The sequence below is a fragment of the Shinella kummerowiae genome (genome assembly GCF_009827055.1).
Classification (GTDB): Bacteria; Pseudomonadota; Alphaproteobacteria; order Rhizobiales; family Rhizobiaceae; genus Shinella; species Shinella kummerowiae.
In genome coordinates, this window is the sequence record NZ_WUMK01000011.1 from 78,257 (window position 1) to 103,582 (window position 25,326).

Below are 25,326 nucleotides of genomic sequence, written 5' to 3' on the forward strand. Positions count from 1 at the left end.
GTCGCGAATGCCCCTAACCCTTAAGCTGTGACTGCAAGAAGGAACGCGACTCCGCTAAGTCGCGTTCTTTTTTGTGAACAGTCATCGCGCCTGCATTCGGAAGACCCACGTATTTCCGCCTTTCGCACCGCATGCCATGCACCGAAGGGCAGGTCGCAACTCTGCCACGTACCTATGCTTGCCGCGCCGCGCCGCTATCTCCCATCGATCTACACCGGCTGTCCTCTCACACGACGAACAGTGTCCACCCAAGCAAATCGACTCCAAGAGGTCCGATAGCGTGGGCTTCTGTCCGTTCAGATAGCTTTCGAGGTCCATCCATTTTCGAGCGAGAGTAGTCATGTTGCTATTATGTTCCGGTCGCGGACGGAGTGAACAAACTGAACACATTGGGGTCGTTCACATTGCGGTCTTGCCGCAATGCAAGCGCGTGCTAATGTTTTTGAGTCGCAAGACTTCTCCAACCCCTGAAGTGGTTTTGCGATATCTGCCTCAAAGAGCCGGAGCGATTGTCAGCGTGGTTGCTCCGGCTTCTTGCTTGCCTCTAAGCAGCTCCTTCGATAGCTCCACGCTACCACCATGGAGCTTCTAGCGCTTGGCACACACCAATTCTGAAGACGATGATCTGAGTTCGATGGAAGCGGTGTTCGAAGACATTGCTGCGCGGCCGTGGTTTGATCCTGAAGCGCGTTATGCGTTCTCAGTCTATATTTTTGAGGCCTTCCCGGGCGCGTCTTTCAACGCTGCTCTACACCGCGAACTGGTCGAGAGTGTCGCACGCACGAAATATGCGAAGAAGCTTGAACGGCGTGGGCGATAAGATACTCTTTGATTCGAAAGCTCCCATGAAAAGCCAGCCTGTACCCGGCGCCTTGCCGGGTTTTTTTTGCGCGCGCGCGGTAGCTTGATCCAATTTGCGGTTGTGCTAATGTATTCGGCTCGTTGTAGGGCCTCTGCGATGAATTTTAGCCGGGACCTTGCTTACACAGGGCCCCGGCTTTTTTCATTTCAACGCTCGCCACTTGATCGCGACGTACTCACTTGATTAAAACAAACCATCCGGGGGGATGCAGGGCTCGGTGTTAGAGATGACGCCGGGTCCTCTTCGCGCAAGATATTAGACGGGACGTCGCCGGGGCCGCTGGAAGAAAAGCTAGGGGATGCGGCGACCGCCGACGGATCTGCAACGCCCGCCCAGACCGATATCGCCCCCGCGGTTTCACCGGAAGACGGACAGTAGACGGCACAAGCGACAGGAGCGCACAATGTTTATCGTTCTGGGAGCAACGGGTCATATCGGGTCCGAACTCGTGAACCAGCTCGACGCGGCCGGCGAAAAGGTCATTGCGATCGTGCACGACACCGGCAAGGCCGACGACATCCGCACTGCAAATGTCGAGCGGATCGTTCTCGATGTGGGGAAGACCGCACCGTTGCACGATCTCTTTCGGCGAGGCCGCCGCGCTTTTCTCCTCAATCCGCCGGCCGATCCGAGCGGCGATACGGATGAAGCGGAAACGGCGACAGTGCGTGCCATCACGGACGCCCTGCCCGGTTCGGGCCTTGAAAAGATCGTTGTCGCCTCGACCTATGGTGCCAAATCGGGAGAGAGGATCGGTGACCTGTCCGTCCTGTTCGACTTCGAGCAGCAAGCCGAGGCAAGCGGCGTTCCCACCGCAATAAACCGTGCGGCCTACTACTACACGAACCTCGACATGTTGCTGGAATCCGCGAGGGAAGGCGTCCTGCAGACACCCTTTCCGGGCGACATGCGTCTGCCGATGGTTTCGCCTGTCGACATCGCGAAAGCGGCCGCGAGCCGGCTTCTCTCCGAAGCTGACGACGTCGGCATACGCTATGTCGAAGGGCCTCGTCGGTACACGTTCGACGATGTCGCTACCGCCTTCTCGACGGCGCTCGGCCGCCCTGTCCGGCTGGAGACCATTCCACGCAACAAATGGGAGGAGAGCTTTCGCGCTGTGGGCTTCTCGCCGGAAGCAGCCCGTGCCTATGCCCGGATGACCGCAGTGACGGTCGATGGGCCGCACCTGCCGGCCGATCCCCTGCGCGGCGACGTTGCCCTGCTCGACCATATCAGAAGCCTGAATGGACAATAAGCACCCAAGCCTGCCCTCCGCATCAATCGAGTCACCACGGCCGGGAACTTGTGGGGCGACTGCGGGTTCTCACAAGGTCGAGATAGGGAGGTTACCATGAAAAAGCTCATGATTATTGCCTGCGTCGGGTTATCGCTCGCCGCCTGCACGGCAACCGAACGAGGGGCCGGTGTTGGCGCCGCGACGGGCGCCGTGGTCGGCGGCGTTGCGACCGGCAATGTCCGCGGCGCAGCCTTTGGCGCAGCGGTCGGCGGTGTCGCCGGCGCGTTGATTGGCAATGTCGCGGATCAGCCAGGACGCTGCTACTACAGGGACCAGTATGGTAACAGATATGTCGACCGTTGCTAGATTCGACCGCACAGGTGCGGACCCCGGCATTTTTGCTGGGGGTCTGCCCTCACATCTGCATATGCATCCACCTTTTCCCGTCATCAGGCCGCGATGTGCCGCTGCTCGGCCGGGGTTTGGCTAATGTAGAACTGGCGCGCCTGGCTATAGTGGGCGGCAAAGCTTTCGGGTCGTAGCCTCACCTTCTGGCCTTGCTCTTCCGCAGGGAAATGCGGAAAACCGGCCGACGGTGATTCCCGCGGTCCCTCGCCCCAGGAGTTCGGCTGATAATTATCGCGGCCGACGGGGTTGCGCAGGGCCATGTGCCCGTCCTGCTCGAAGTGATGGAAGGGACGTTTGGGTGCGTTGATCGGGATATGTGTGAAGTTCGGGCTGCCCGAGCGCTTGCGCATGAAGGCCCCCGTCGAGCGCGGGAGACTTTGTTTGAAGCAGGGTGTCGCGCAATGAAGCGGTGGGCGGTTCCTGCATTTTTTCGACCGAACTGCCCACCCCGCGCGTTCAGGCAGCCTTGGCATTGCCTTCGCGGTTCACCTTCGTTTCGGCGAGCTGGCTCAGCGCCTGGTCGGTCTTCATTTCTTCCGAAAGTGTCTGTTCGAGCAGCTGGGCGACATCCTTGTGCCCCAGCTGCAGGGCCCATGACTTCAGGGTGCCGTAGCGGGCGATCTCGTAGTGCTCGACGGCCTGTGCGGCTGCCAGCAGACCGGCGTCGAGCGCAGGCGATTCCTTGAACTCCTCGAGGACCTCCTGGCCTTCTTCGAGGATGCCGTCGATGGCCGGGCAGGTTTTGCCGCGGGCAGGTTTGCCGAGGATTTCGAACACCTGAACGAGGCGCTCGATCTGGTTTTCCGTTTCCTGCAGGTGTTTGTCAAACGCGGCCTTCAACTCTTCGGCCTTGGCGCCGCGGATCATCTTCTTGAGCGCCGCGACAATCTTGCGTTCGGCGTAATAAATATCCTTGACCCCATCGAAGAAGAGGTCCTCCATTGTTTTTGTGGGCATTTCAATCTCCTCGCTTTGAATGAGCCGTTAATAAGCTCCGGTTTCATCAAGTGCTTTCCGTGATTGTTCCGGGTGCCGGACAAAGCGCTACCGGAAGCGCGCAGGCCGTTTCGTAAGATTCATCTGGATTTCAAGCCTGCTCGCAAAACGGCCGACAATGAGCACGAGCTTTCTGGTCTCCCGCTCATCGATGTTGTGCGATCGGCAGTACGCAATGACGTCGAACACTTTGACGGATGGTTTCGAACGCTTCTTGTCGAGATGTTGCATGACGTCGTTCCCCCGCTGGTGGTCTCACGCAAATGAATTGGGGAAGGGGATGTTCCTGCCGGCTGAGGTGTTTGTACGGAACCGTACATGTTCCGGCTTCTATCCAACCGAAAGGTACTGCAATTCGGTGGGTCGGTACGGTTTCGTAAGGAGCCGGAACGCCGCTTCATCTCGCCTTATCATCGTGACACATTCTGCTCTCCCGCGAGGGAGGGCGCAGTTGCTGTTTAGCGATTGGGCGGAGGCCTCAAGTCCTTTGTCAAAGCTCCCCCCAGCGTTGGCCGCTCTATCCTTTGCCCGGCTCGCTCACTCGCGGAACGTTTGCCCCGCTTTGCCATTGTCTTCTCAATCCGGGAGGCGGCAATGGAACGGTATTATTTCAAGATCCAGGATCAGGACGGCGTACTGCAGCCTGATCGCGGTTTCGAATTTGCGGACATCGAAAAGGCCAAGGATGAGGCAAGGACGCTTCTTGCCGAGATGGCCATCGATGGTTTGCCGAATGAGCCGCTGGACAGTATCACCGTCGAATTGCAGGATGCCAACCGCGTGCCTATCGTCACCTTCCGGCTGGTTCTCGAAGCGATTCCGCACGGCACCCAGGAGGTGTGAGAGCGGAGGCAAACCCGTTCGCCGACGCGGATACTGACCGCGGGCGAAAACCGGCGCGCCTTCTTCGCGACCCATGCCGGGCGCGCGTACATTTCCATCCCTCTGTCCGCTTCCGTACCGACGCCCGACTCTGGGTTGTCTCGCCGATTTTATGGTCATAGATGGACAGCCATTGACGTTAGGAAGATCGAAGCCTTTGGGGGATATGCGGTCGCTTAACCGCATGGGATCGTTGGATGGATGGCGTTTGGCAGGGCAGGTTTCGAAATACCCTGCTACGGGGTTTACCGGAAGCGAGCCTGCAGCGGTTCGCCGCGCGATTGGAGTGCGTCGATCTCCCCCGTTTGCATCAGCTGTCTTCTCCCCATCAACCAATGGAACACGCCTATTTCTTCGAGAGCGGCATTGCCTCCGTGGTCATCCGCTCGCCGGAGGGGCAGCATAGCGAAATCGCGATCATCGGAAGGGACGGCATGTGTCCGGTATCGGCCGTCCTTGACGTCGACGCCGACCCATTCTCCATCCACATGCAGATGCAAGGCCAAGCTTACCGTCTTCCCGTTGCAGCCTTGAAAGCGGTTTTGACAGAAGATCGCGAGGTTCAAAGGCTGCTTGCGCGCTACACGCAGGCACTGGCTGTCCAGCAGGCCTATACCGCGCTTTCCAATGCCGTGCACCATATCGACGAGCGGCTCGCCCGATGGATATTGATGTGCCACGACCGGGTGGACGGTTCGGATATCAGCCTGACACACGAATTCATGTCGATCATGCTCGCCGTGCGACGCCCCAGCGTGACGACGGCGCTTCATGTGCTGGAGGGCAAGAAGCTCATCTACTCCGAGCGCGGCGTCGTCAGCGTGCGCAACCGGGCTGGCCTGGAAGCCTTTGCGCGCGATGGCTATGGCGAATGCGAAAGGGAATACGGGCGGCTCATCGGCGCCGTCGTCTCGCGGCCGGCTAGCTGATCGCTTCCTTGAAGGGCACCCGCGCCATCAGCTCCCCCCGTTCATCGACGATTTCGAAGAGACGCGTTTCATCGACGTGCCCCTTTCGCAAATCCTCGGCCAGAATCTCGCGCGCTGCAAGACGGGCCTCAGCCAGGGCGGCGTCCAGCGTATCGAAATCCGCACCCTCCCGGTCTTCGATCCGTTCCGTTCGGCTGCAGATGTGGAAGAAGTAGTGGGTCATGGTCGCCTCGCAGCGTCATCGCTTCCATAGGGACTGGCGAAGCCGCCAAGTGTTCCATTTTCTTTCCAGCCACGTCTGTACGCTATCGTACGGCAACCTCCGCACGCCCGTCTCGTTTCCTTCGAAATGGAGGAATGAATGGACGCCTTGGTCTCCGAACCCGTTTCTCAAACGGTCCACGCCGGTATAGAAGCCCAGCTGCCCGCGCTGAGGCGCTTCGCCCAGCAGTTGACCCGTTCGGCGAGCGACCGGGAGGACCTGATCCAGGAAACGGTGATGCGGGCGCTTCGGTCCTCGCATCAGTTTCACCCCAATACAAAACTCCGCTCGTGGCTCTTCACGATCATGCGCAATAGCTTCAACACGGAATATCGCCGCCGCTGCCGGGAGCCTGTCGGACTGGACGACGGCTTGCTAGAACGGGCGAGCATCATGGCGCCGCAGGAATGGGCGGTTCGCCGCAGCGAACTGCGCTGCGCCCTGCGCCGCCTTCCGCCGCGCTCGCGCCGCACGTTGCTGCTCGTGGCGATGGGCGTCAGCTACATCGATACCGCACGGCTGTGCGACTGTGAGATCGGCACGGTGAAAAGCAGGGTCAACCGTGCGCGCAAGAAGCTCGAAGACGACATCGGCCGCCCCGGGGCGCAATGACGGAATAACGGCGCGGTTGTGGTTGTTCTCCGGAACAAACGCCGGTCTGAGCGATTGGCTATCATCATTTCCAGATTAAACCGCGGAGCAAGACGATGGCCGATCGCAAACAAATCTCTCGTGAAGAGGATTTTCGAGACTACGAGGAGCGGGACACCCGCGACGGCTGGCCCTATCCGGATGACGACGATGCACGTCGAGCCGCGCAGAACTTGCCTTACGGAAGCCCCGGTGCTGATTTGGATCAGCTGGACAACGAGGGTGTGGCGATCACGCGTGATCCCGCTGCACGCGATGTCGACGGCGCGCCACTGTCGTTTGCAGATGAAACGGGCGATATCATCGCCGACGGCGATCTTGAGGCGCGCATCATGGAGGCGCTCGAAGACGACCACAGGGTCGATCTTGCAACGCTTGAGCTCACGATTCGCGACGGCGTCGCGGTGCTCGACGGCGCCGTCGATAGCGAAGAGGACCGCCGCTACCTCATCAGCTTCCTGCGCCGTGTGAAGGGGGTGCGTGACGTCGAGGCTGACAGGCTTCTCGCGCGTGGTGTCGACAGCCATTTGCCTCGCGACGTGACGGATTGAGTTTCTCCGTACGATTTCGTACCATGATACCGCTTTGAATCGCACCTATACGGACCTAGATTCATGCCTGTCGCACAGAGGAGGCGGGCGTGGGCAGCTACAGTTCCAAGGGGACTTTCGAGCCGGACGAGTTGGGCGCATTGAAGTCGGTCTTCGATGAGCTCACCTCGCAACCCTGGTTCGATGCGTCGGAGGAGGCGAGGGAGAGTTTTGCCAAGTATCTCTTCGAGACATTCCCCGCCGTCACCTTCGACCCCGTCAAGCACCGCTCCATCATCGAGGCCTCTGCCCGCATGTTCTACACTCGGGGATAGCGCCTAGCACTCTGTTCTGAACCATCGCTCCCTTGCCGCGTTGCAAACCTGATCCCTGAAGAAGAGGAGAAGGTGCAATGTCCGATGACAGCACGAAAACCATGTGGGCGACATTCGCGACCCGAGAGGCCGCCGACCGCGCCGTCGAGCATCTCGTACAGCAATGCGGAATTGCCCGTACCGATGTGTTCGTGGAGCCCGATACGGACGCAAACACGGCTGGCACGGCGCCTTCCGGCGGTGACGCCACCCGCGCCGACGCGCCGCTCCACGGCGAAATCCGCGTTTCCGCCGATATCGCGCGTTTCGATCTTATCAAGGCCGAACGGGCCTTCCGCCATGCCGGCGCGCGCAATGTCAAGGCGCAATAGGGGCCTGTCAAACCAGTAAGGAGTTTCCCATGGCTATTATTCCGACCGAACCCGGCCCGAATCAGGTTCCCGACCTGCCGCCCATTGGCGAGCCAAGCCCGCCGATCAAGGAGCCGGAGCCCGAGTACCTGCCCGATGAGGAGCCCAATCCGAACCCGGACGAGAACGACGAACCGGCCAAGCAGACTGGCCTGCGCTGACCTGGAAAGCCCTTTGCGCGCCGCCGAATGAAACAGGTCGGCGGGGCAGGTTTGTCCTATGGGTGGACGGTGTGGCTGCCGGCTCGCGCCAAGTGAAAAATCCGGCATCAGTCTGAAGTTATCTTAAGAAATCTCAAAATTAACGCGGAACTAAACGCCCGTATCCCGGTTCGCTCCTTGCCTTCAACGGCTGAAAACGAGGAGACATCATGAAAAAGCTATTGCTCGCCGCCGCATTTGTCGGCGCATCGACCCTTGGCGCCTTCGCCCAGACCTCCACGGCACCCGCCACCGATGGTGATACCCCGGCGATCGCGACCCCGGACGACAAGAACGCCACTGCGCCGGTCGAAGGCGCAAACAGCTTCACCGAGGAACAGGCCAGGGAGCGCATCGTCGAGGCGGGCTATGCCGACGTCACCGGGCTCACGCTCGACGACAAGGGCGTCTGGCGCGGTACCGCGATGAAGGACGGAAAGTCCGTCAACGTCGCGCTCGACTACCAGGGCAACATCGTCGCCAACTAAGAGGATATTTCCATGAAAAAAACCGCTACCGGACTTTTTGATGACTATTCCGACGCACGCGCCGCCGTCAGCGCGCTCGAAGCGAGAGGCATCCCCTCGGAGGACATCAGCATCGTCTCGAACAATGTGGACGATCGGCATGCCGGCGACACAAATGCCGCCGATGGCGCCGGAACGGGGGCTGGGATCGGGGCTGCCGTTGGCGGTGTCGGCGGCCTCCTGACCGGTCTCGGTGTCATGGCCATTCCGGGTGTTGGGCCTGTGGTCGCCGCCGGCTGGCTTGCCGCCACCGCGGTGGGTGCCGCGGCCGGCGCGGTCGCGGGCGGCGCGGCAGGTGGTATCATCGGCGCGATGACCGAATCCGGTGTGCCGGAGGAGCATGCCCATGTCTATGCGGAAGGCGTGCGCCGCGGCGGCACACTCGTGACCGCCCGGGTCGAGGAGAATCTCTACGCGGAAGCCGAGGCTATTCTGCGCCAGTCGAACTGGGTCGATCCGGTCGAGCGGCGTGCGGCCTATACCGAACAGGGTTGGACGCGCTTCGACGAAACCCTCGATCCCTACGGTTCCGCAGAAATCGAGCAGGAGCGCCTGCGTTATCGGCGCTGATTGCTGAACACGCTGCATTTCTCGGCTTGAAGGAGGCCGGTCCGCGAGTTGCGGACCGGCCTCCTTATATATCCCCTCGATCGCTGTGCCCGGTTCTTGCCCGCCCTTGCCAGGGCGGCGAGAAGGCGTAAATTCGTTCCATTATCTCTTGGAGCCGGACGCGTCGAAACAAGCCTCGGCCCGAAACTGGAGGCGTGAACATGACCGCCCCGTTGCGCTCAGCGCCCCTCAACAATCTCCTGCAGCTTCTGCCGGAAATCGATTTCCAGATGCTGGCGCCGGATCTGACACACAATGTCTTTCCAAAGGGCACGCCACTGGCGCATCGTGACAAGCCGATCGACGCGGTGCATTTCCTGACCTCCGGTATAGGGTCGGTGGTGATCATGACACCGCAGGGGCGGCGCGCGGAAGCTGGTATCTTCGGCTTCGACGGATATATCCCGACTGCCGCGGTCACCGGTGCGCGGATCAGTTCCTACGACGTCACGGTTCAGCTCGATGCCGAAGGCTACAGCATGGAGTTCGATGATTTCCGTCGCTGGATGGACCAGAGCAAACCTTTCGTGCAAATCATGAACCGATCCATGGAGGGGTTCGCCGTTCAACTGGCGCACACGGCGGTCTCGAACGCGGTGCATGACGTCAACGAGCGCCTCGCCCGCTGGCTTCTCATGTGCCACGACCGCTCCCGCAGCGATGAGATGGCCGTAACGCACGAACTCCTCTCGGTGCTCCTCGGCGTCAGGCGCCCCAGTGTGACGACCGCGCTCCACGTCCTGGAAGGCGAGGGCCTCATCCGCTCACTGCGGGGCAGCGTCGTCGTCCGCGATCGCCCGGCTCTCGAGGCTTTCGCACATGATTGTTATGGTAGGCCCGAAGCGGAATATCGGCGTTTGATGAGCGATCTTCCTCGGTTGTGAAGCCGGCCATGAACGCTCAATCACGGTTGTTGACGAAGCTGGCGTTCCCGAGACCGGTGTTGGGGGCGATCATGGAGGTGCTCGAATACACTCGATGCCCGACTCGAAGGTATTTGATAGACCCGTATATCTGAGGGAACGCAGCGAGCTGATCCGAGAGATAACGTGCCTGGAAGGCGGAATAATCGCTGTCGGAAAAGCGGATGATCCTGTCTTCCGGCGGCGGAAAGCCCTGCATCCAGCCTAGGCTTTGCGGGTCGGACTGCTCTGCCGTCAGCGGAGGCGCGCTTTCGCCATGGGTGACGCTACCGGACGATCGGTTTTCGAGAGATTTCGACGTCGAAGAACAATTCGGCATCAACGTCTTCGTAAGGGATGGCGACAGGGCATATCGTACCTATTTCATGAACGGTCGCGGTGTTGGGGCTGTTGGTCCCACCTTTACACTTCTCGACCTCACACCCCTCGGTAGGCAGGAAGTCTGGCAGGACGTGTCACCCGGGCGTCCGCAGGGGGCACCGCACACGTGGTGGCGGTTGCATGATCACTACGGCTCAGCGAGCAATCCCTGGCTGCCCATTTCCTCGTAATTACTGCATTTCTGCCGGCGCGAGACAATGCGCAGAGAGTTCTTAAGGGTGTTGGGCGCGGCCGATTGACCTACTGCGCCGAGCCAGTGCGGTGGTCAGCGCCGATATGATCTCCTCATCACGGAATGGCTTCTGTATGACGGCGAGGGCACCGTCGAATCCGTCCTGAAGTGCGCTGGCGTCGCCGGTTACAAAAACGACCTCAATTCCGAACCGGTCGACGAGGCGCCTTGCAAGCAGTCGTCCGCTATTCCCGTCAGCCAGCCCCAGATCAACGAGCGCAATATCGGCTCGCGGCGCGTAGGCAAGCGCCTGCTCGACCGTCGAAACCGGTCCTAGCCGCTCGTGTCCTTGTTCTTCAACGATGGCTTCCAGAAGAGATGCGATGAGGAACTCGTCTTCAACGATCAGAACGCGCATGGTGCAGCCTCCTTCAAGCGAAAGCTAGGATAGTGGAATGAACCGTCAACGGTCCGACCGGATTTCTTCGCGGGGGCTCCATATATTCGGGTTGCAGAGTTCTTGCCCGCTATCAAGGGATCCAAATTCTAAGATACATCCTGGCTGGATCGCTCATCCAGAATTCCGCGAACTTTTCTTGCCAGTTCCTCGATGGTGAAGGGTTTGGAGAGCAGTTGAGTATGGGGATCCAGGACGCCGTTGTGGACGATCGCGTTTCGCGTGTACCCCGTCGTGTAGAGGACGGGAACGGCGATGCCGATCTGGCGTAGGCGATCAACGAGCTCTCGGCCCGACATGCCGGGCATCACGACGTCGGTGAAGAGCAGGGAAATCAGTTGTCCCTTCTCGACCAGGTGAAGCGCATGTGCCGCATCGGTCGCTTCTATGACCGTGTAGCCCAACTCACGCAAGGCATCCACCGAGACCGCACGCACGCGGGAATCGTCCTCGACGACCATGATCACTTCGGTTGCCCGACCGGGCAAAGGGGTTTGTGTCCGTTCCGCCTCTACCGGATGCGAAGCGCTACCATGGTATCTCGGCAGATAGATTTTCACCGTCGTGCCGACGCCGGGTTCGGAATAGATTTTGACCGTTCCCCCAGACTGACGCACGAAACCATAGACTTGGCTAAGCCCGAGGCCTGTGCCTTTTCCGACCTCCTTCGTCGTGAAGAACGGATCGAAGGCTTGTGCGATCACGGCTTCGTCCATCCCGACGCCTGTGTCCGTGACGGCAATTAGAACGAACTGGCCGCTTTGAAGACCGGCGTCCTTCGCGTAGCGATCGTCGACATAGGCATTTGATGTCTCGATCGTAAGGCGCCCACCGCCCGGCATAGCATCGCGTGCGTTGACGCAGAGATTGAGGAGCGTGCTTTCCAACTGGATGGGATCGGCATTGATCTGCCAGCCGCCGGCGGTCAGAACTGTCTCAAGCGCAATCGTCTCACCAAGGGTTCTCGTCAGCAGATCGCTCATGCCGCCGACCATGCGGTTGGGATCGAGTGGTTTAGGGGAGAGCGGCTGTCGCCGTGAGAACGCGAGAAGCCTCTGGGTGAGAGCCGCTGCCCGATGCGCCGCCTCCGTTGCTCCATCCACGAACCGGCCGACATCGGTATCGCCGCGCGCCAGGCGCCGTTGCAGCATGCCTAGTCCACCGATGATGACGGCCAGCATGTTATTAAAGTCATGCGCGATGCCGCCGGTGAGTTGGCCGACAGCCTCCATTTTCTGTGCTTGGCGCAACTGCGCCTCCGCGCACGCGCGTTCGGCCACTTCCTCAGCCACCCTTTGCTCGAGGGTGGTATTTAGAAGCGTCAGTTCCTCTTCCGCCCGTCGGCGTTGCGCAAGTTCCACTTCCGCCGCCTGGAACAGCCGCGCATTGTCGATCGCCGTGGCTGCGTGACCTGCTATGCCCAACAGTGCGGTCTCGTGCTCCAGCGCAAATCGGCCGGTTTCCTTGTGACCGAAGAAAAGGCCGCCAAGCACCTCCCCTGACCTTGAGATCACTGGTACGGCAAGATAGGAACGAACGGGCAAATGCCCGGCCGGCATGCCCTTTCGGGGACTGTTTAGGCCATAGCGGGGGTCCTGCAGAATATCATCCGATCGCACGACGCCTTCGCCAAGGAAAGTGGGCTTGAACACGGCCGTTGCCCGCGGCATTGGATAATTCTCGAACGCGGTGGATGGAGCGCCCGACAGCGAGTAGAGCATGTAGCTTCCGCCCTGATTGTCGAGCACATTGTAGAAGAAGGCTCCAAACTCGGCGCCTGAAAGTTCCACGCCGGCATCCGTCACCGTCTGTACGATTGTCTCGAGATCCAGTTCCGCCGCAATCGCAGCGCCGGTGTCGTTCATGATCTTCAGGTGCCGCTCGGCCTTTTTTTGCCCGGTGATATCTCGCACGGTACCGACGAAACGAATCCTATTATCCTTGGCGGTCACAACGTCGCCGTTGGCAGCAACCCAGCGCTCGACGTGATCGTGAAGACCGACGGTCCGGTATTCGATGTTGAAAGGTTGGGATGCCGTGCCGGAGATCGCCTCCAGGACCGCAGCGTTGGCACGCTCTCGGTCGTCGGGATGAAGCCCGGCGAGGAAGCTGTGCTCGTAGGAAATCTCGGCTTCGGGCGGTAGTCCGAATAGAGCCTTGCAACGCGCATCCCATGTCAGCCGGCGGGAGGCGATCTCATAGTCCCAGATACCGATCGACGCGGCATCGGTGGCAAGCTTCAGACGTTCCGCGGCTTCCTCCGCCACTTGTCCGGAGCGCACGCGTTCTATATGGGCCCAGGAGCGCTCCGTGACCTCGGTCAGGATCGCGAGTTCCGAAAGCGTCCACGTATGCGGTGCCTTGTGGTGGATCGCCATCAAGGCTGTCAGGCGGCCGCGTTTGACGAGCGGCATGCAAATCGTAGCCGCAATGCCGATCGTCTGGAAGGTCGCGGCTTCTTCGGGCGGAAGCTCGGCGCGGTTGTCATTGATGACAAGAGGTCTGCCGGCATGCAGATCGTTGACCGCCCGCGCACCGAAGGACGCAAGGCTGTAATATCCCCTAATGCTTGGCGAACCCTCCGCACTCCAGTCGCCGCGTATGGTGAAATGGTCCTGGTCGGGCTCCATGTCCGCATAGGCGCAGACCGACACACCAAGGTATTCTCCAAGCACGCGCGTCGTAATGGCCAGGATTTCATCGGCGTCGGCACTCGCCGCCGTCGCCTTCGCCAGCCTGTCGAGAAAGCGCAGGCGTGCCTCGCTTTCAATGAGGTTTCTCATATCGGCGGAAAGCGTGGTGTTGGTGGCAGGGCTGTTGGAGCGGTCATCGTCGATATGCACGTAGATAACCTCGCTACCTGTTGAAAGTGGCATCATACGACAAGCTAACGCTTGCGTATCGGGAAAGCCCCAATCTTTCTGACCGGACAGCTATCCCGTCAGGCGCTCATGCGGGGCGGCGTCATTGGCCCAGGCCGATGCAACGCAGGAGGCTCGGCTTCAATCGCCATTCCCGCCTCGAGACAGGCAGCGACGAACGCTTCCTGTGCAACAGCAATCGGTGCTTGGCGAAGAAGCCCGGCCCGGCACTTTTCACAGGCGCGCCGGTATCGCTCACCATGGCGAAGCGGCCATTCGTTTTTCAGGAAGTCGAGAGTGTCGTTTACGCTGCCAAAGGTACGGCTAATGCCGCTGGACAGGCGCACATGCAGGGGGGCGGAAAAGGAAATGTCGGCCAGCATTGAAATCCTCCCTTCGATATCCATCTGGCGCATTTCGATATGGATTTCACTCCCGAGGTTTCAAGGGTATGAGGACCCGGAAAGGCACCCTTATGAAACTGTTTTCTTGAATAGCCCCTAGATTTGTAGACGCCTTCTTTCCTAATTTTGAGGCAGGAAGAGCATCATGAGCAAGTCGAAATTCAGCGAAGATTTTAAGCGCGACGCCGTGCGTCAAATCACGGAGCGAGGCTATCCGGTTTCGGAGGTTTCTCAGCGCCTCGGCGTCAGCCAGCATTCGCTCTACGAATGGAAGAAGAAGTTTGCCGCGTCGAACGCCAAGGGCAACGATGAGGCCGAGGAGATCAGGCGGCTGAAGAAGGAATTGGGTCGCGTCACCGAGGAGCGAGACATCCTAAAAAAAGCGGCCGCGTATTTCGCCAGGGATGCAAAGTGAAGCACGCGTTCATTGCCTTGCGCGGACGATGTGCCGCCTTTTGCGGGTTCATCCCAGTGGATTTTACGCCTGGCTGAAGGATCCGCTGAGCAGGCGAGCCAGCGAGGACAGGCGACAGACCGATCTGCTCATGAAGGCATGGGAAGAGAGGGGCAAGGTCTACGGCTATCGCAAGCTGCACGACGACCTTCTCGATCAGGGCGAGATGTGCTGCCCGAACCGGGTCGCGCGTCTGACGCGTCTCGCCGGGATCAAAGCGCAGATCGGCTACAAGCGCCGCCCCGGCATTTATGGCGGCAGGCCTGCCGTCGCTATCGACAATACGCTCGACCGGCAATTTGACGTAGCGGCCCCGGACAAGGCCTGGGTCACGGACATCACCTACATCCGAACCTGCGAGGGCTTTGCTTACCTTGCGGTCGTCATCGATCTCTATTCCCGCCGGGTCATCGGCTGGGCGCTGCAGAGCCGCCAGACCACGGACGTCGTATTGCAGGCTCTGCTCATGGCGATGTGGCGACGTAAACCGAAGGACAAGGTGTTGATCCACTCGGATCAGGGGTCGCAGTTCACCAGCATGAACTGGGCCTCGTTCCTCACGCACCACAATCTGGTTCACTCGATGAGCAGACGCGGCAACTGCCATGATAATGCGGTGGCCGAGAGCTTCTTCAATCTTCTGAAGCGAGAGAGGATACGTCGCAGGGTCTACCCTTCACGCGATGAAGCGCGCCAGGATGTGTTCGATTACATCGAGATGTTCTACAACCCGAAACGCAAGCACGTCAGAAACGGAATGCTGTCGCCCGTCGAGTACGAGAAGCAGCAGAAAATCTAACCCGAGGGTGTCTACGAAATGCGGGGCTATTCAAGGTCAACGAAGATGTGTCCCAGGCAGAAGCGAGCGTAGTCGATGATTATCGGGTGCCCGTCCCGCACAAGGGACTATCGCCTGAGAAAAATATTGAACCTTGAGATCAATGATGAATTCCGATGAAAATGCGCCTTCGTTATTTGCAATGAGAATTATCGACAAAAGATGACGACCGGCGAATACCCGCTGCATGAAGCAACTAGCCTGTCAAATTGACAGCAGAACAATGCGCGAGCAAAACTTGCCAGCGCCCGTCCTTTTGATGCCATATGCGCGAGTAGGCAAAGGTACCGCCAAATTGCTGGTCCGCATACTCGCCGGCCACTTCAGTGGTCAGGCAGACGGTCGCGGTATCACCAAACCTCTGGATGACACACTCACCTTTTTCCGAGAGCGTCTTAATCGCCAGTAAATCTGATCGATGTGCGGCGATATCATCCGCCTTGCTAAGGCGCGCTCCATCCTGATTGATGAAAATCAGCCCATCGCTCAGCAGGCGATCGAGCTGCGTCACGTCACTGTGCAAGATGGCCTCGCGCAGTTGCTGCTCGCAGTACTTTACTTCGGCAATATCGTCCATGATAATCCTCCACGCTGCGCGATTGCCGGGCCAGCTTGGAGCCCTGCGCCGCGTCAATCAATTCGTCCATGCCGCCCGACTACGATGCCCGCCTCACCTCTTTAATGGCTTTTGCGATTGCTAAATCGCGCGCCTCCTCTTGCCCGCCCGCGTTCCAGACCGCAGAAAGACAACCATAGGCATATGCCTGATCGAGCAAGCGGCGCGGATCGACATTCAAAGCCCGGGAGAAGTCATCCGCCATCAGCGCAATGCGTTCAAAGTCGAGGCAGAGATCGTCCCTTTCAGCCGGATCGTAGAACATGTTGGCAGCGCCGAAGCCCGCTTCCCCTACTAGACCGACCGGATCTATCACGAGCCAGCCCCGGCTGGAGAGCATGATGTTTTCGTGGTGCAGATCACCGTGTAACCCGCGGAGTTCTAAAGCACTGCTCATCAGTTGATCAGCAACGATTGCTCCTTCGAGATAGTCATTTCGATAGCCTGAAGATTGTTCGTCGCGTGCCTTTTGAAACAGGGCCTCGAAGCGATCCCTGATCGGGAGAAGCGCCGACGGCAGAGGTTCGGGCGATACGTCATACAATTCCGCCATGAGCTCGGCCGCAATTTGCGTCGCCCGGTTGTCGCCTTCTTCCTCAACGACGTGAGAGAGCATTCGCTCTCCCGCATATTCGAGGAGCATCAAGTTGTTCTCTCGACCGAGTAGGCGAACTGCACCACTACCATTGCGCCACGCCAGATAGTCCGCCCCCCGCAGCTCATCAGCAATATCCTCTATTGGCTTTAATGCCTTGACGATCGCGGGAGTTCCGCCCGGCAATTGGACTTTCCAAACGCAGCTTGAAAAGGTGTCTGCAATGAGAACTGGTTGTGTAACATTCCAACCAGGAGGAAATTCAGGGGGCATAACTATCAACCCCAGGTAAGCGGATCGAGGCGCAGATAGAAGGCCAGGCGTTCGCGATCAGGAGCGTCGATCCCCAAACTTGTGAACAGGATATCGAAAGCGCGCTTTGCTTCATCTGGAGAAGCCCAGTTCTCTTCAGCGTTGGCGATCATCAGCGTCAAATCTGCATAACGGTCTGCTTTTCCAAGTCGACCAAGGTCAATTAGACCTGTGCATTGCAGGGTTTCGACGCTTACCATGAAGTTCGGCATGCAGGGGTCACCATGGCAAACCCTCAATTCGGTGTTTTCCTGCTCTATCCGAACGGTTAGCTCTCGTTCGATGCGAGCTAGAAGATCGGGCTGCGGCGTAAGCTTGTCCTCGTCTGGCAAGAAGTCGGGGTTAACGGCATTGCGGGAAACGATATCAACAGCGCGTGCGAACATTCCTGACAACCTGCGCTCAAACGGGCATTCCTCTGCCGACAGGCTGTGAACAGCGTTAAGTTGCTGCACCAGCGACGGCCAAGCCTTGAACAAGTCGGATCCTGAAAGATCTGCTGCCGGCACTCCGGGGATTGCCGTCATAACCAGGCACGCGCCTTCCTGTTCTTCCCGCCAACTGATTACTTCGGGACACGTCACCCCTCGGCCTTTCAGCCAAATGAGCCGGTCGCGTTCCTCGGCAAGTTCTATCCGGTGGGCGGTAGGAGCGATTTTCGCGTATGCCTGCGCATCGGCACGCTGAAAAACGATATTGCCGGATTCTCCACCTCTGACTGGCAACCAGTTAGAGTGCAATCCATCAAGAAAGGCAGAACTTAAATCCAACCGAGACTCCTTTCACTTTTTGTAAGTTGCTGAATCGTTTCCCTTCACGGCGACCCCAGGAACGACTCTTGCGACCCCGATCTCGACCAGAACAGCTTTTTGATGCCACATACTGGGATGGCTCATCGCGGGCGAATGACTTTAAAGATAGCGCAGTGTTCCTCTGCGCCGTGCCCTGCCTCTTCAGCCTTGCGAAAGAGATCAGCAGCAAATTTGGGAAATGCGGGACTGATATGCAAATCATCCGCCATCTCAACAAGCCGCGAAATGTCCACACCAACTGACTTGATGGTGCTTTGCGGATCGGAAAACTTGTTCCCTGCAATAGCTAGACCCATGTGGCGCGCATCGTCTGCAAACATTGGTGACAAGGCAGCGATAGCTTCGCCAAACTCAGCGACATCCATTCCTTCCGTCGCGTAGATCGCTGCGCCATGGCTGAAGCCAATCCAGTGGCCCGCGAAATAGGAAAGCGCCGCATTGAAGACAATCTTTGCGCGGCCGATGTCGGTTCCGACGTAAGAGAGATTTGGAGCCAGCAGTTTCAGCATCGGTTCGACCGAGGCTAGAGCGCTTTCCCGCCCGGCAATGACTATCGAAGCTTCAGGTCCGCTGATCTGATCGGGCCAGGCCGAAATTGCACCGTCAAGATAGATTCCTCCACGTGACTCGACCCATCGTTCGAGATGACGAGCTTGCTTCGGTGTGCCTGACGTGAGTTGGACGACTGTCTTTCCTTCAAGAAAATTAGTTCCGTGCGAGCCATCGAGGACGACCGACGTTGCAGCGTAGTCCGACAGGCAGACGATGATCGTGCTGTTGCTGGCAATAGCAGCGGCGGGCGTTTCCGCCTTCAAGGCGCCGATGCGCTCCAGGGCGTCCGTTTTGCCTTGGCTTCGATTCCAGACAGTGACTCTCTTGCCGGAAGTCAAAAGCGCCTTGGCGAGCGCACTGCCCATACGTCCGAGCCCAATCACGGCTAAGTCACTCATCACGTCATCCTTGACTATGAAATTACATACTGTAACTTACAGATTGTAATTTCGTGCACAAGGGGGAAATGTGAAGCTGAAGAGAGATGTGCGTCGCGAACAGATGCTCGATGTTGCGATGGAAATCGTCCGCAATCAGGGCGCGGATGAGCTGACGCTCGGGACTTTAGCCGCAAAAGCAGGGGTCAGTCGCCCGATCGCTTACGAACACTTTTCTACCCGGGCCGGTCTTTTGCTGGCACTGTTCAAGCGGCTTGAGGAAAACTATGTCCACTGGCTCCGCTCTGCTCTTCGTAAGGCGCCAACCGAACTCGCTGCCGTAGCGGATGTCATCAGCCAAGCGTATTTCGAGTGTCTTGCCCAGTTTGGTCCAGAAGCTCTCGCCATCTCGGCCGCCCTGAAGGGAACAAAAGAGATGGCCGCGCAGCAGCGGCTCATGCTCAACGTATACGTCGATCTGATGTATGACGCCCTTCGGCCGCTCTCCGACCTAGAGGATGAGCACTTCCGACCTGTGTGCGTCGGTCTTTTAGGCGCAGCGGAGGCCCTAGCCTCCGAGACTCAGGCTGGGTCGATATCCCAGCAGACCGCCACCTCCGTATTAACATCCCTCATCGCAAAAGCTGTGGCTGATCGGCCTGGCAAGTCGTTTTGACGTAACTCTCATAAAAAAGCCGGGGAAAGAACGATGAACTTTGACCAGCACGCGAGCCTAGATGAAATAGCGTCCGCTCTCGGGCGCCCTGAAATCCTATCGGCCTTAGTTATCGAAGGCGGACAGAACAATCTTGTGCTCGACACCGGCGAGCTGATCGTTCGGGTCCCCCGGCACGATGGCGCAAGCCGCGATCTTGGGCGCGAAACGAAGGTGCTAGCGGCGCTTGTCGGCCGACTGCCGCTGCCCATTCCAAACGTCGCCGTCAAAACGCTTGCTTCCGGCACTGTTGTCGCGATGCACATGAAATTGCCCGGCACGGCTCTGCGCGATCTTGCCGGCGTCAGTTTTGCGGCGCGTCAGCAATTTGCAGAGAAGCTTGCGGGCTTCCTTCTAGCTTTGCATGCTTTGCCGGTCGACGTACTCGGTGGCGCGGACGAGCCAGATGACCCCTTGGCCGAGTGGTCTGGTCTCCTAGCGGAAGTAGATGCCAAGGTTCTGCCACTGCTGTCTACAGACACCGCGATGGCGGTGCGCGCCAGGTTTGAGCGCTTTCTCGCTGGCAACGGCGAGCCGCATCCAAGGGTGGTCATCCACGGCGACTTCGGCACGGGAAACATCCTCGTCGACAATGGCAAGGTCTCGGGCATCATCGACTTTGCCGGATGCACGATCGGCGATCCGGCCTACGACCTCGCCAGCCTTTCGGCTGGCCTAGGGGACGATTTTCTCGCACTGATGCGGAGGTCCTACCCCGGAATCGATGCCATGCGGGAGCGGATCTGTTTCTACAGGAGCACATTCCCACTGCTGGATGTGCTCTTCGGTTTGGAGTATGGCGACGTCAGTGCGTTGAACGCTGGGCTCGAGGCTTTGCGGCGCGGTTAGCGTGTGCTCGGGCGGGGCTCATCCATCGCATCGTGCGCGCCCTTCGCACAATGCCGATTGATTTTGTGCGAGGCGACCGTTGCGACAGTATGCGGAGGAGAACGACAGCGAGCACCTGACGTCCGGCGACTTCGCCGGCGGGCATCGTCTTTCTTCCCTAGGCGACGCGGCGGAGCTGCTCTCATTCTCGGCGCGACGGCGCGACGGCGCTCGCCGACTGCGCCGCCAACCGGCTACGACGCCAGCGTGCCGCCGCTTCCGGTCATTCCCGCATCGGTGACGGACGACCGACCCAAGCCGATCCATATCCCGCCGGGCGGGACCGTCGCACGCGGCGGCACGGCTGGGGCGACACCGACGGCTCGCGTGGAAAACGTCAACGCCGCCGCCCGCGTGCAGCCACGCCGCGAAGGCTATTTCAACGCCATTCAGGTCTACCGTGGTCGGAAGGGCACTCTATCAGGTCTATGCCGCGCCCGGTCAGATCACGAACATCGCGCTCGAACCCGGCGAGAGCCTGACCGGCGCGGGACCCATCGCGGCCGGCGACACCGCACGCTGGATCATCGGCGATACGGAATCCGGCTCCGGCGTCAGCCGCCGTGTCGATGTCGAGTTCCCCCGCGGCATCGTGCAGGGCGAAATGCCTTCGATCTTCGTCATCAGCTCCGAGGGCGAAGCGCAGATCGTCAACAGCCGTATCTATTAACACATCCTGATCGCCAATCGCCTGTTCCGCGCAGCCGAACTACGCCTTGGTAGCGGCGACCGCCAGCAGACTGTCAGGATCGTCCGCACCGACGGGAGACCGCAATCATGACCAAAGCCGAAACGAACGCCGCTCCCATGCGCCTTCGCGCCGACGCCCCCCGCGTCACGTAGCTATTCCGTAAGATGCTCGCCAGCGTCGCGGCCGTCGCCCTGGTAGGGATCGGTGGCGCGCTGATCTAAGCGCTTCAGACGCGCGGCCCCGGCGATAGCGGCGAGGCGCATTGTTCCACCGCCAACCGCCAGCCCGCCAATGGTCTTGCCGGTCTGCCCCGCGACTATACTGGCCCGATCCTCGGCCCGGCGCTACCCGGTGATCTCGGCGGACCGATCCTGTCCGCGCAGAATGCCGGTCAGCCCGTCGTGCCGCCTGTCGTTCCGACGCCTGGCGTCGATGAGGCCGAACGGCGTCGCGGTGCCGAGGAAGAGGCTGCCCGCGTCAGCACCGTGTTCTTGTAGTCGCGGTAAGGCACGACGGTAGCGACGCCCAGCACGATGATTGCCGGGCCTTGCCGGCTTTGATCCTGCGAGCGTGGCGGGACAGCCGACCGCGCAGGACAAGCAGCTTGCATTCCTCAATGCGGCGGCCGACCGCCGCACCGTCACGCCGGATCGCGTCACGCCACCGGCATCGCCCTTCGTTCTGCAAGCCGGCGCGGTGATATCGGCCGCGCTCTTCACCGGCATCCGTTCCGATCTTCCCGGCCAGATCACCGCGCAGGTCACGAAACGTATCTATGACAGCCCGACCGGCAGCATCCTGCTCGTGCCGCAGGGAAAGCGGCTCATCGGCCAGTATGACAACGCCGTACAATTCGGCCAGCGCCGTGTGCTGCTCGTCTGGAACCGCCTCATTATGCCGAACGGTCGCTCCATCGTTCTAGAGCGGCAGCCGGGTGCGGACACGCGGGGCTATGCCGGCCTCGAGGACGGCGTCAATTACCACTGGTGGGATCTCGCCAAGGCCGCCGCGCTCTCTACCTTGCTCGGCGTTGGCGCGGAGCTTGCCACCGATGACAACGACCGCCTGATCCGCGCCATCCGCGACGGCGCGCAGGATACGGTCAATCAGGCTGGTCAGCAGATCGTCCAGCGCCAATTGCAGGTCGCGCCGACCCTCACCATCCGGCTGGGCTTCCCGGTCCGCGTCATCGTCATCAAGGATTTAGTGCTCGAACCATACAGGAGCTGACCATGACCAAGCTGAAACTCGGCCCTATCGCCGACGACAAACCCGTCAAGATCGCACTGGAGATACCGGCGACGCTCCATCGCGATCTCACCGAATATGCCGCTTGCTCGCCGAAGGCGGCGCGGCCATCGAGCCCGCCAAGCTGATTGTGCCGATGCTCAACCGCTTCATCGCTACCGATCGCGGCTTCGCAAAGGCGAAACGTCTACCATCTGGGGCGTAGTACCCACCCGATTTGTTCGGGTATCCGCATCAGAAAGATGCCGACATGTGCGCAATTGAAATTGTATTAATTCGGTGCCGTTGACAATAAAATTCAATTTCTTCTTATGTCTTCACCTCTAAACATTGAGAGGTGAAATAGATGGCAAAAACTTCCTACGTCGGCTCAGGCCCGTATTGCTATTCCAATTCGTTTTCCATGATGTTTGGCGAATCGTCACCACCAGCGCGCATAATTGAATTTGCCACAAGCAGCGCCTTTGGGATGCACTTACTCAGAGGAAGCCTTCCATTCTTCGATCCATTCTGCTGGACTCCGGAAGCCAGCTTTGCCGAAGCCCTTGGTGCAATGGGGTGGGTGTCCGAACTCGTAAGAGGCGAGGATCCTCGATCGGCCATCCACCATCTAAAAAGGGCACTGAGTGGAGGCCCCGTTTGGGTTGGTCCGATAGAAATGGGCTATCTCCATCATCAGCCGGGGCGGGCAGGTCCGGTTGGAGCGGATCACTATGTCGTCGTTCTCGAAATGGACCACGAATCGGTTCTCATGCACGATCCGGAAGGCTTCCCCTATGCACGGCTACCCCTCGAGCTCTTCCTGCAGTCCTGGCGAACGGCAACGCTTGACTATGGCACCTCGTTCACGATGCGCCATGGCTTCCGCCAGATCTCGATGAGATCGAACGCTGATATCATATGCGCCTCTCTCCCCTCGGCTAGGCGATGGTTGTCCTGTCAGGGAACAATGGATATTCCTTCCGGGACCATCGGAAATGGTGAGGCGGCACATGCTCTCGCGGACATGATTAAGACTGGCATTACGGATGATCTTCGCAACCACCTTATCCACTTCGCCGTACGCGTGGGCGCTCGGCGTGCAGCAGATGCGGCCAAATGCCTTGCGCAGATTGCGGAGATCAGGGCAGCAACGGTTGTTGACCGACAGGCGCGGCTGATCGGCGCTCTTCAATACCCTTTGGTGACCAGAGAGGACGATAAGGCGGTAGCGTACTTGCGTAGCCTCGCACCAACCTATGACGAGCTCCTGGACGCCTTGCCAAACTAACCAACAAGGGGCGGCGCGGTATCATCAGCGCTGCCCCATCGAAAGCGCGGCGAGCAATCCCGCCAAATACTATCGCGGGGCGTGACCAGCCATGAGGTGCCAGCCCATATCTGATCCGTCCCCGCATCTGCTCTGTACGCTCAGTTGCTTGCGCTCTGCTTTGCTGGAACGGTCCGCCCGACGTAGGATGTTCCTGCTAGGCAAATTAAGGACCACTTCGACCTCTTCGCCGAACATCCCGCCGGTGGGAGCGCGGATTTCGTCGTTGCCGTCCCTGTGAACAGGGCCAGCCCTCCCAGAAGAAGGAACACGATTCCCCGAGCGACATAACCATCGCGCGCCAGGATTTGAAAGCCAGTTCGTCGATTCATGAGTCGCTCCCGCTGCTTGCTTTGGAACGCGAAAGGAGGCGTCTGTTTCTCTCAGAAATCTTCAGACTTGGTTGTGAAATGCGCAAAATCGCGAATGCGGCGCCAGCGCCAAAGCCCTCGTCGTCCTTGTCGCGTCTCCGAACGCGCTTCCGCATTGGCTATATTACTTCTCTCGCTCGAGACGGATCGCTTGCGCCGGCGCTTTCTGCCCTCGCCATAAGAATGGTCTCGATCTTGCCGGTTTGAACGTCATTGACGATTTTGAGTGTACCGGACTGGTGGAGTTCGGCGAGCCCCTCCGGGATCGGAACGTTGTTTGCGGCTAAAACGGCCTTGATGTCCTCAATCGTCTGCTCGAGGGAGGCAATCGTCGGTTCGTTGTTATCCAACCGGGTGAGAAGATATCGATAGCAAGTCTTGCCCACTTGTGTGAACTCCAGGAGTGTTACGGACAGATGTTCAAGCGCGAGGCCAAACATCACGGGTTTCCAGTAGTGTGCGAGGCCAGATACACCTTCGTTGACGGCGGCGGGATGTCCACGCCCAGAACAGCGAGATAGACGGAAATACCAAGCATGCAGCAGACGATAATTCCCACTGGAAGGCCCACGCTGAACCCTTGGTCGGGCGACTTATCGAAGGAGCTTCTTGTCATAATCCATTTCCTTTCCTGACTTGCTGGGGGCGATCGCGCTCGCCCCTCTCCGAGGCATCAGCCGACCAATCACGCGGTAATGACGTAAACCACCTTCAAAGTGCCAGGCTCGACGATGATGATGCGGCCGTCGGCCAGTACGAAATACTCGTAGCTGCGGTAGGCAGGAACGATCTCGATGATCCGGGGCGGCAACGGGCGGAGCTCGACCGTCTTCGGAACGACGACACCGACATTGACCTCGATATCGAGATCGACGGGTTCCGCCTTGCTCTCAACGATGACATTGCGGATTTCGGTACGCTGCTCGGACGTGATATCGATGCTTGCGGTCGTTTCATTCGACGGTTTGCCTGCCGAGGCCTCGTCGGATTGCTCGGTGTCAGGGGTGTCGGCTGCCGTTTCGGCGTCCTTTGCGGTCGTTGTCATTGTCGAAGATTCGCCGTTGGCGTCGAGCTGTGAGGACTTCGCATTATCCTCTTCCGCGGCGGTGCCCGTCGATCCGGCTGTTTCTGCACCGGTGCCGCCAGCTTCTGTCTGCGCCGAACCTTCGGCCGCAGAACCATTCTCGATCTTTTTGCTCGCGGCGGCATCGGTGCCGGCATCACTCTTCGTCGCCGAGGTATTCTCGCCGGCATTCGTGTCCACCTGCCCGGACGCTCCTGCTTGTGGGACGATGACGTTGGCGCCGTCCTGGGAGGTGCCGGCACCATCGGCGGACTGCTGCTGCGCCATGGCCGCTCCACCGATAAAGGCAGTGCCACTCAGGAGGACAGCGACAATCGTCTTTTTTGAAACAATGTTCATGATGTTTTCTCCTTCCAATTCTTGCTCTACGCGCTACAAATGCGCACCGAGCCGTCAACACAGGCGCCCCGCCGGTGTTCCTGGCATAG

At 59.4% G+C, this 25,326-nt stretch carries 30 protein-coding genes and 6 pseudogenes; 21 read left to right on the forward strand and 15 right to left on the reverse strand.

Translation table 11 applies throughout. From position 1 onward, the window contains the following. Positions 1-595: 595 nt before the first annotated feature. From GR138_RS25400 to GR138_RS25410, 3 genes are all read left to right on the forward strand, one after another. Positions 596-820, forward strand: coding sequence for a hypothetical protein (locus GR138_RS25400; RefSeq protein ID WP_160862072.1), 225 nt, complete (start codon positions 596-598; stop codon positions 818-820). A 445-nt stretch (positions 821-1,265) separates the two neighbouring features. Beyond that, positions 1,266-2,117, forward strand: coding sequence for an NmrA family NAD(P)-binding protein (locus GR138_RS25405; protein WP_160862073.1), 852 nt, complete (start codon positions 1,266-1,268; stop codon positions 2,115-2,117). A 96-nt stretch (positions 2,118-2,213) separates the two neighbouring features. Then, the gene (locus tag GR138_RS25410; protein ID WP_160862074.1) at positions 2,214-2,465 is read left to right on the forward strand and encodes a glycine zipper domain-containing protein; all 252 of its coding nucleotides are present in this window, start codon (positions 2,214-2,216) and stop codon (positions 2,463-2,465) included. Between the two features lie 86 nt (positions 2,466-2,551). Here the strand turns inward: GR138_RS25410 and GR138_RS25415 are convergent. The 3 genes and pseudogenes from GR138_RS25415 to GR138_RS25425 form a co-directional block, all read right to left on the reverse strand. Further along, positions 2,552-2,851, reverse strand: a pseudogene (locus tag GR138_RS25415) (catalase); the annotation flags it as partial. Positions 2,852-2,963: 112 nt separating this feature from the next. Beyond that, positions 2,964-3,464 carry a YciE/YciF ferroxidase family protein gene (locus tag GR138_RS25420; RefSeq protein ID WP_160862075.1) on the reverse strand — a complete coding sequence of 167 codons (501 nt, stop codon included), beginning with the start codon at positions 3,462-3,464 and terminating at the stop codon, positions 2,964-2,966. Between the two features lie 87 nt (positions 3,465-3,551). Next, entirely contained in the window at positions 3,552-3,734 is a 183-nt protein-coding gene (locus tag GR138_RS25425) for a hypothetical protein (protein WP_130520302.1), read from the reverse strand. Positions 3,735-4,097: 363 nt separating this feature from the next. Here GR138_RS25425 and GR138_RS25430 point away from each other — a divergent pair, with 363 nt between their 5' ends. Beyond that, the gene (locus GR138_RS25430; protein WP_160862076.1) at positions 4,098-4,346 is read left to right on the forward strand and encodes a DUF6894 family protein; all 249 of its coding nucleotides are present in this window, start codon (positions 4,098-4,100) and stop codon (positions 4,344-4,346) included. 236 nt (positions 4,347-4,582) lie between these two features. Further along, positions 4,583-5,314 carry a Crp/Fnr family transcriptional regulator gene (locus tag GR138_RS25435; protein ID WP_160862077.1) on the forward strand — a complete coding sequence of 244 codons (732 nt, stop codon included), beginning with the start codon at positions 4,583-4,585 and terminating at the stop codon, positions 5,312-5,314. Here GR138_RS25435 and GR138_RS25440 read toward each other — a convergent pair. Continuing rightward, a complete protein-coding gene (locus GR138_RS25440) occupies positions 5,307-5,537 on the reverse strand; it encodes a DUF6894 family protein (protein ID WP_160862078.1) in 231 nt (76 codons plus the stop codon). The genes GR138_RS25435 and GR138_RS25440 overlap by 8 nt on opposite strands. Positions 5,538-5,675: 138 nt before the next feature. Between GR138_RS25440 and GR138_RS25445 the strand changes: the two genes are divergently transcribed. The 8 genes from GR138_RS25445 to GR138_RS25475 all read left to right on the forward strand — a co-directional run bounded on the left by GR138_RS25445 (position 5,676) and on the right by GR138_RS25475 (position 9,722). Beyond that, the gene (locus GR138_RS25445; RefSeq protein ID WP_160862079.1) at positions 5,676-6,188 is read left to right on the forward strand and encodes a sigma-70 family RNA polymerase sigma factor; all 513 of its coding nucleotides are present in this window, start codon (positions 5,676-5,678) and stop codon (positions 6,186-6,188) included. Between the two features lie 95 nt (positions 6,189-6,283). After that, positions 6,284-6,778, forward strand: coding sequence for a BON domain-containing protein (locus GR138_RS25450; protein ID WP_160862080.1), 495 nt, complete (start codon positions 6,284-6,286; stop codon positions 6,776-6,778). Positions 6,779-6,867: 89 nt separating this feature from the next. Next, complete coding sequence (locus tag GR138_RS25455; protein WP_160862081.1) at positions 6,868-7,092, forward strand: hypothetical protein; 225 nt, start codon at positions 6,868-6,870, stop codon at positions 7,090-7,092. A 77-nt stretch (positions 7,093-7,169) separates the two neighbouring features. Next, positions 7,170-7,463 carry a hypothetical protein gene (locus tag GR138_RS25460; RefSeq protein ID WP_160862082.1) on the forward strand — a complete coding sequence of 98 codons (294 nt, stop codon included), beginning with the start codon at positions 7,170-7,172 and terminating at the stop codon, positions 7,461-7,463. Positions 7,464-7,492: 29 nt separating this feature from the next. Next, positions 7,493-7,663 (forward strand): hypothetical protein, encoded by a 171-nt coding sequence (locus GR138_RS30345; RefSeq protein WP_202402848.1) that lies wholly within the window; start codon positions 7,493-7,495, stop codon positions 7,661-7,663. Between the two features lie 209 nt (positions 7,664-7,872). Further along, positions 7,873-8,190 carry a PepSY domain-containing protein gene (locus tag GR138_RS25465; RefSeq protein WP_160862083.1) on the forward strand — a complete coding sequence of 106 codons (318 nt, stop codon included), beginning with the start codon at positions 7,873-7,875 and terminating at the stop codon, positions 8,188-8,190. Positions 8,191-8,202: 12 nt separating this feature from the next. After that, positions 8,203-8,799: a general stress protein gene (locus GR138_RS25470; protein WP_160862084.1), complete on the forward strand. Its 597-nt coding sequence runs from the start codon at positions 8,203-8,205 to the stop codon at positions 8,797-8,799. Between the two features lie 200 nt (positions 8,800-8,999). Beyond that, on the forward strand, positions 9,000-9,722 hold the full coding sequence (locus GR138_RS25475; protein ID WP_160862085.1) for a Crp/Fnr family transcriptional regulator: 723 nt from the start codon (positions 9,000-9,002) through the stop codon (positions 9,720-9,722). A gap of 16 nt (positions 9,723-9,738) precedes the next feature. On the opposite strand, the gene GR138_RS30900 is transcribed toward GR138_RS25475, so the two are convergent. Beyond that, positions 9,739-10,080: a hypothetical protein gene (locus GR138_RS30900; protein ID WP_338091174.1), complete on the reverse strand. Its 342-nt coding sequence runs from the start codon at positions 10,078-10,080 to the stop codon at positions 9,739-9,741. On the opposite strand from GR138_RS30900, the gene GR138_RS25480 reads away from it, so the two are divergent. After that, a complete protein-coding gene (locus GR138_RS25480; protein ID WP_338091173.1) occupies positions 10,022-10,312 on the forward strand; it encodes a DUF899 family protein in 291 nt (96 codons plus the stop codon). The genes GR138_RS30900 and GR138_RS25480 overlap by 59 nt on opposite strands. Positions 10,313-10,354: 42 nt before the next feature. On the opposite strand, the gene GR138_RS25485 is transcribed toward GR138_RS25480, so the two are convergent. The 3 genes from GR138_RS25485 to GR138_RS25495 all read right to left on the reverse strand — a co-directional run bounded on the left by GR138_RS25485 (position 10,355) and on the right by GR138_RS25495 (position 14,015). Continuing rightward, positions 10,355-10,732, reverse strand: coding sequence for a response regulator (locus GR138_RS25485; protein ID WP_160862087.1), 378 nt, complete (start codon positions 10,730-10,732; stop codon positions 10,355-10,357). 128 nt (positions 10,733-10,860) lie between these two features. Beyond that, positions 10,861-13,614 carry a GAF domain-containing protein gene (locus GR138_RS25490; RefSeq protein WP_338091164.1) on the reverse strand — a complete coding sequence of 918 codons (2,754 nt, stop codon included), beginning with the start codon at positions 13,612-13,614 and terminating at the stop codon, positions 10,861-10,863. A gap of 98 nt (positions 13,615-13,712) precedes the next feature. Beyond that, positions 13,713-14,015, reverse strand: a complete 303-nt coding sequence (locus tag GR138_RS25495; protein WP_160862089.1) for a DUF982 domain-containing protein — start codon at positions 14,013-14,015, stop codon at positions 13,713-13,715. A gap of 166 nt (positions 14,016-14,181) precedes the next feature. On the opposite strand from GR138_RS25495, the pseudogene GR138_RS25500 reads away from it, so the two are divergent. Beyond that, positions 14,182-15,289 (forward strand): annotated as a pseudogene (locus tag GR138_RS25500) (IS3 family transposase). A 235-nt stretch (positions 15,290-15,524) separates the two neighbouring features. Here GR138_RS25500 and GR138_RS25505 read toward each other — a convergent pair. The 4 genes from GR138_RS25505 to GR138_RS25520 form a co-directional block, all read right to left on the reverse strand. Next, positions 15,525-15,905 carry a nuclear transport factor 2 family protein gene (locus GR138_RS25505; RefSeq protein WP_160862090.1) on the reverse strand — a complete coding sequence of 127 codons (381 nt, stop codon included), beginning with the start codon at positions 15,903-15,905 and terminating at the stop codon, positions 15,525-15,527. Positions 15,906-15,984: 79 nt separating this feature from the next. Next, positions 15,985-16,818 carry an APH(6)-I family aminoglycoside O-phosphotransferase gene (locus GR138_RS25510; RefSeq protein WP_160862222.1) on the reverse strand — a complete coding sequence of 278 codons (834 nt, stop codon included), beginning with the start codon at positions 16,816-16,818 and terminating at the stop codon, positions 15,985-15,987. Beyond that, the gene (locus tag GR138_RS25515; protein WP_160862091.1) at positions 16,818-17,621 is read right to left on the reverse strand and encodes an APH(3'') family aminoglycoside O-phosphotransferase; all 804 of its coding nucleotides are present in this window, start codon (positions 17,619-17,621) and stop codon (positions 16,818-16,820) included. The genes GR138_RS25510 and GR138_RS25515 overlap by 1 nt, the downstream gene beginning before the upstream one ends. Before the next feature lie 122 nt (positions 17,622-17,743). Next, entirely contained in the window at positions 17,744-18,613 is an 870-nt protein-coding gene (locus tag GR138_RS25520) for an NAD(P)-dependent oxidoreductase (RefSeq protein ID WP_160862092.1), read from the reverse strand. 70 nt (positions 18,614-18,683) lie between these two features. Here GR138_RS25520 and GR138_RS25525 point away from each other — a divergent pair, with 70 nt between their 5' ends. The 6 genes and pseudogenes from GR138_RS25525 to GR138_RS25550 all read left to right on the forward strand — a co-directional run bounded on the left by GR138_RS25525 (position 18,684) and on the right by GR138_RS25550 (position 23,404). Then, positions 18,684-19,268 (forward strand): TetR family transcriptional regulator, encoded by a 585-nt coding sequence (locus GR138_RS25525; RefSeq protein ID WP_160862093.1) that lies wholly within the window; start codon positions 18,684-18,686, stop codon positions 19,266-19,268. 33 nt (positions 19,269-19,301) lie between these two features. Next, a complete protein-coding gene (locus GR138_RS25530; protein ID WP_160862094.1) occupies positions 19,302-20,156 on the forward strand; it encodes a phosphotransferase family protein in 855 nt (284 codons plus the stop codon). 183 nt (positions 20,157-20,339) lie between these two features. Then, positions 20,340-20,976 (forward strand): annotated as a pseudogene (locus GR138_RS25535) (TrbG/VirB9 family P-type conjugative transfer protein). A 74-nt stretch (positions 20,977-21,050) separates the two neighbouring features. Then, positions 21,051-22,116, forward strand: a pseudogene (locus GR138_RS25540) (TraB/TrbI/VirB10 family type IV secretion system protein). A gap of 2 nt (positions 22,117-22,118) precedes the next feature. Continuing rightward, positions 22,119-22,339: pseudogene (locus tag GR138_RS25545) on the forward strand (DUF2274 domain-containing protein). A gap of 141 nt (positions 22,340-22,480) precedes the next feature. Next, positions 22,481-23,404, forward strand: coding sequence for a hypothetical protein (locus tag GR138_RS25550; protein WP_160862095.1), 924 nt, complete (start codon positions 22,481-22,483; stop codon positions 23,402-23,404). A gap of 248 nt (positions 23,405-23,652) precedes the next feature. Here the strand turns inward: GR138_RS25550 and GR138_RS31055 are convergent. From GR138_RS31055 to GR138_RS25560, 3 genes and pseudogenes are all read right to left on the reverse strand, one after another. Beyond that, positions 23,653-23,775, reverse strand: a pseudogene (locus tag GR138_RS31055) (DUF1206 domain-containing protein); the annotation flags it as partial. Positions 23,776-23,933: 158 nt separating this feature from the next. Next, positions 23,934-24,254, reverse strand: coding sequence for a hypothetical protein (locus GR138_RS25555; RefSeq protein WP_160862096.1), 321 nt, complete (start codon positions 24,252-24,254; stop codon positions 23,934-23,936). Between the two features lie 245 nt (positions 24,255-24,499). Next, on the reverse strand, positions 24,500-25,237 hold the full coding sequence (locus tag GR138_RS25560) for a DUF1236 domain-containing protein (RefSeq protein WP_160862097.1): 738 nt from the start codon (positions 25,235-25,237) through the stop codon (positions 24,500-24,502). Positions 25,238-25,326 lie beyond the last annotated feature (89 nt).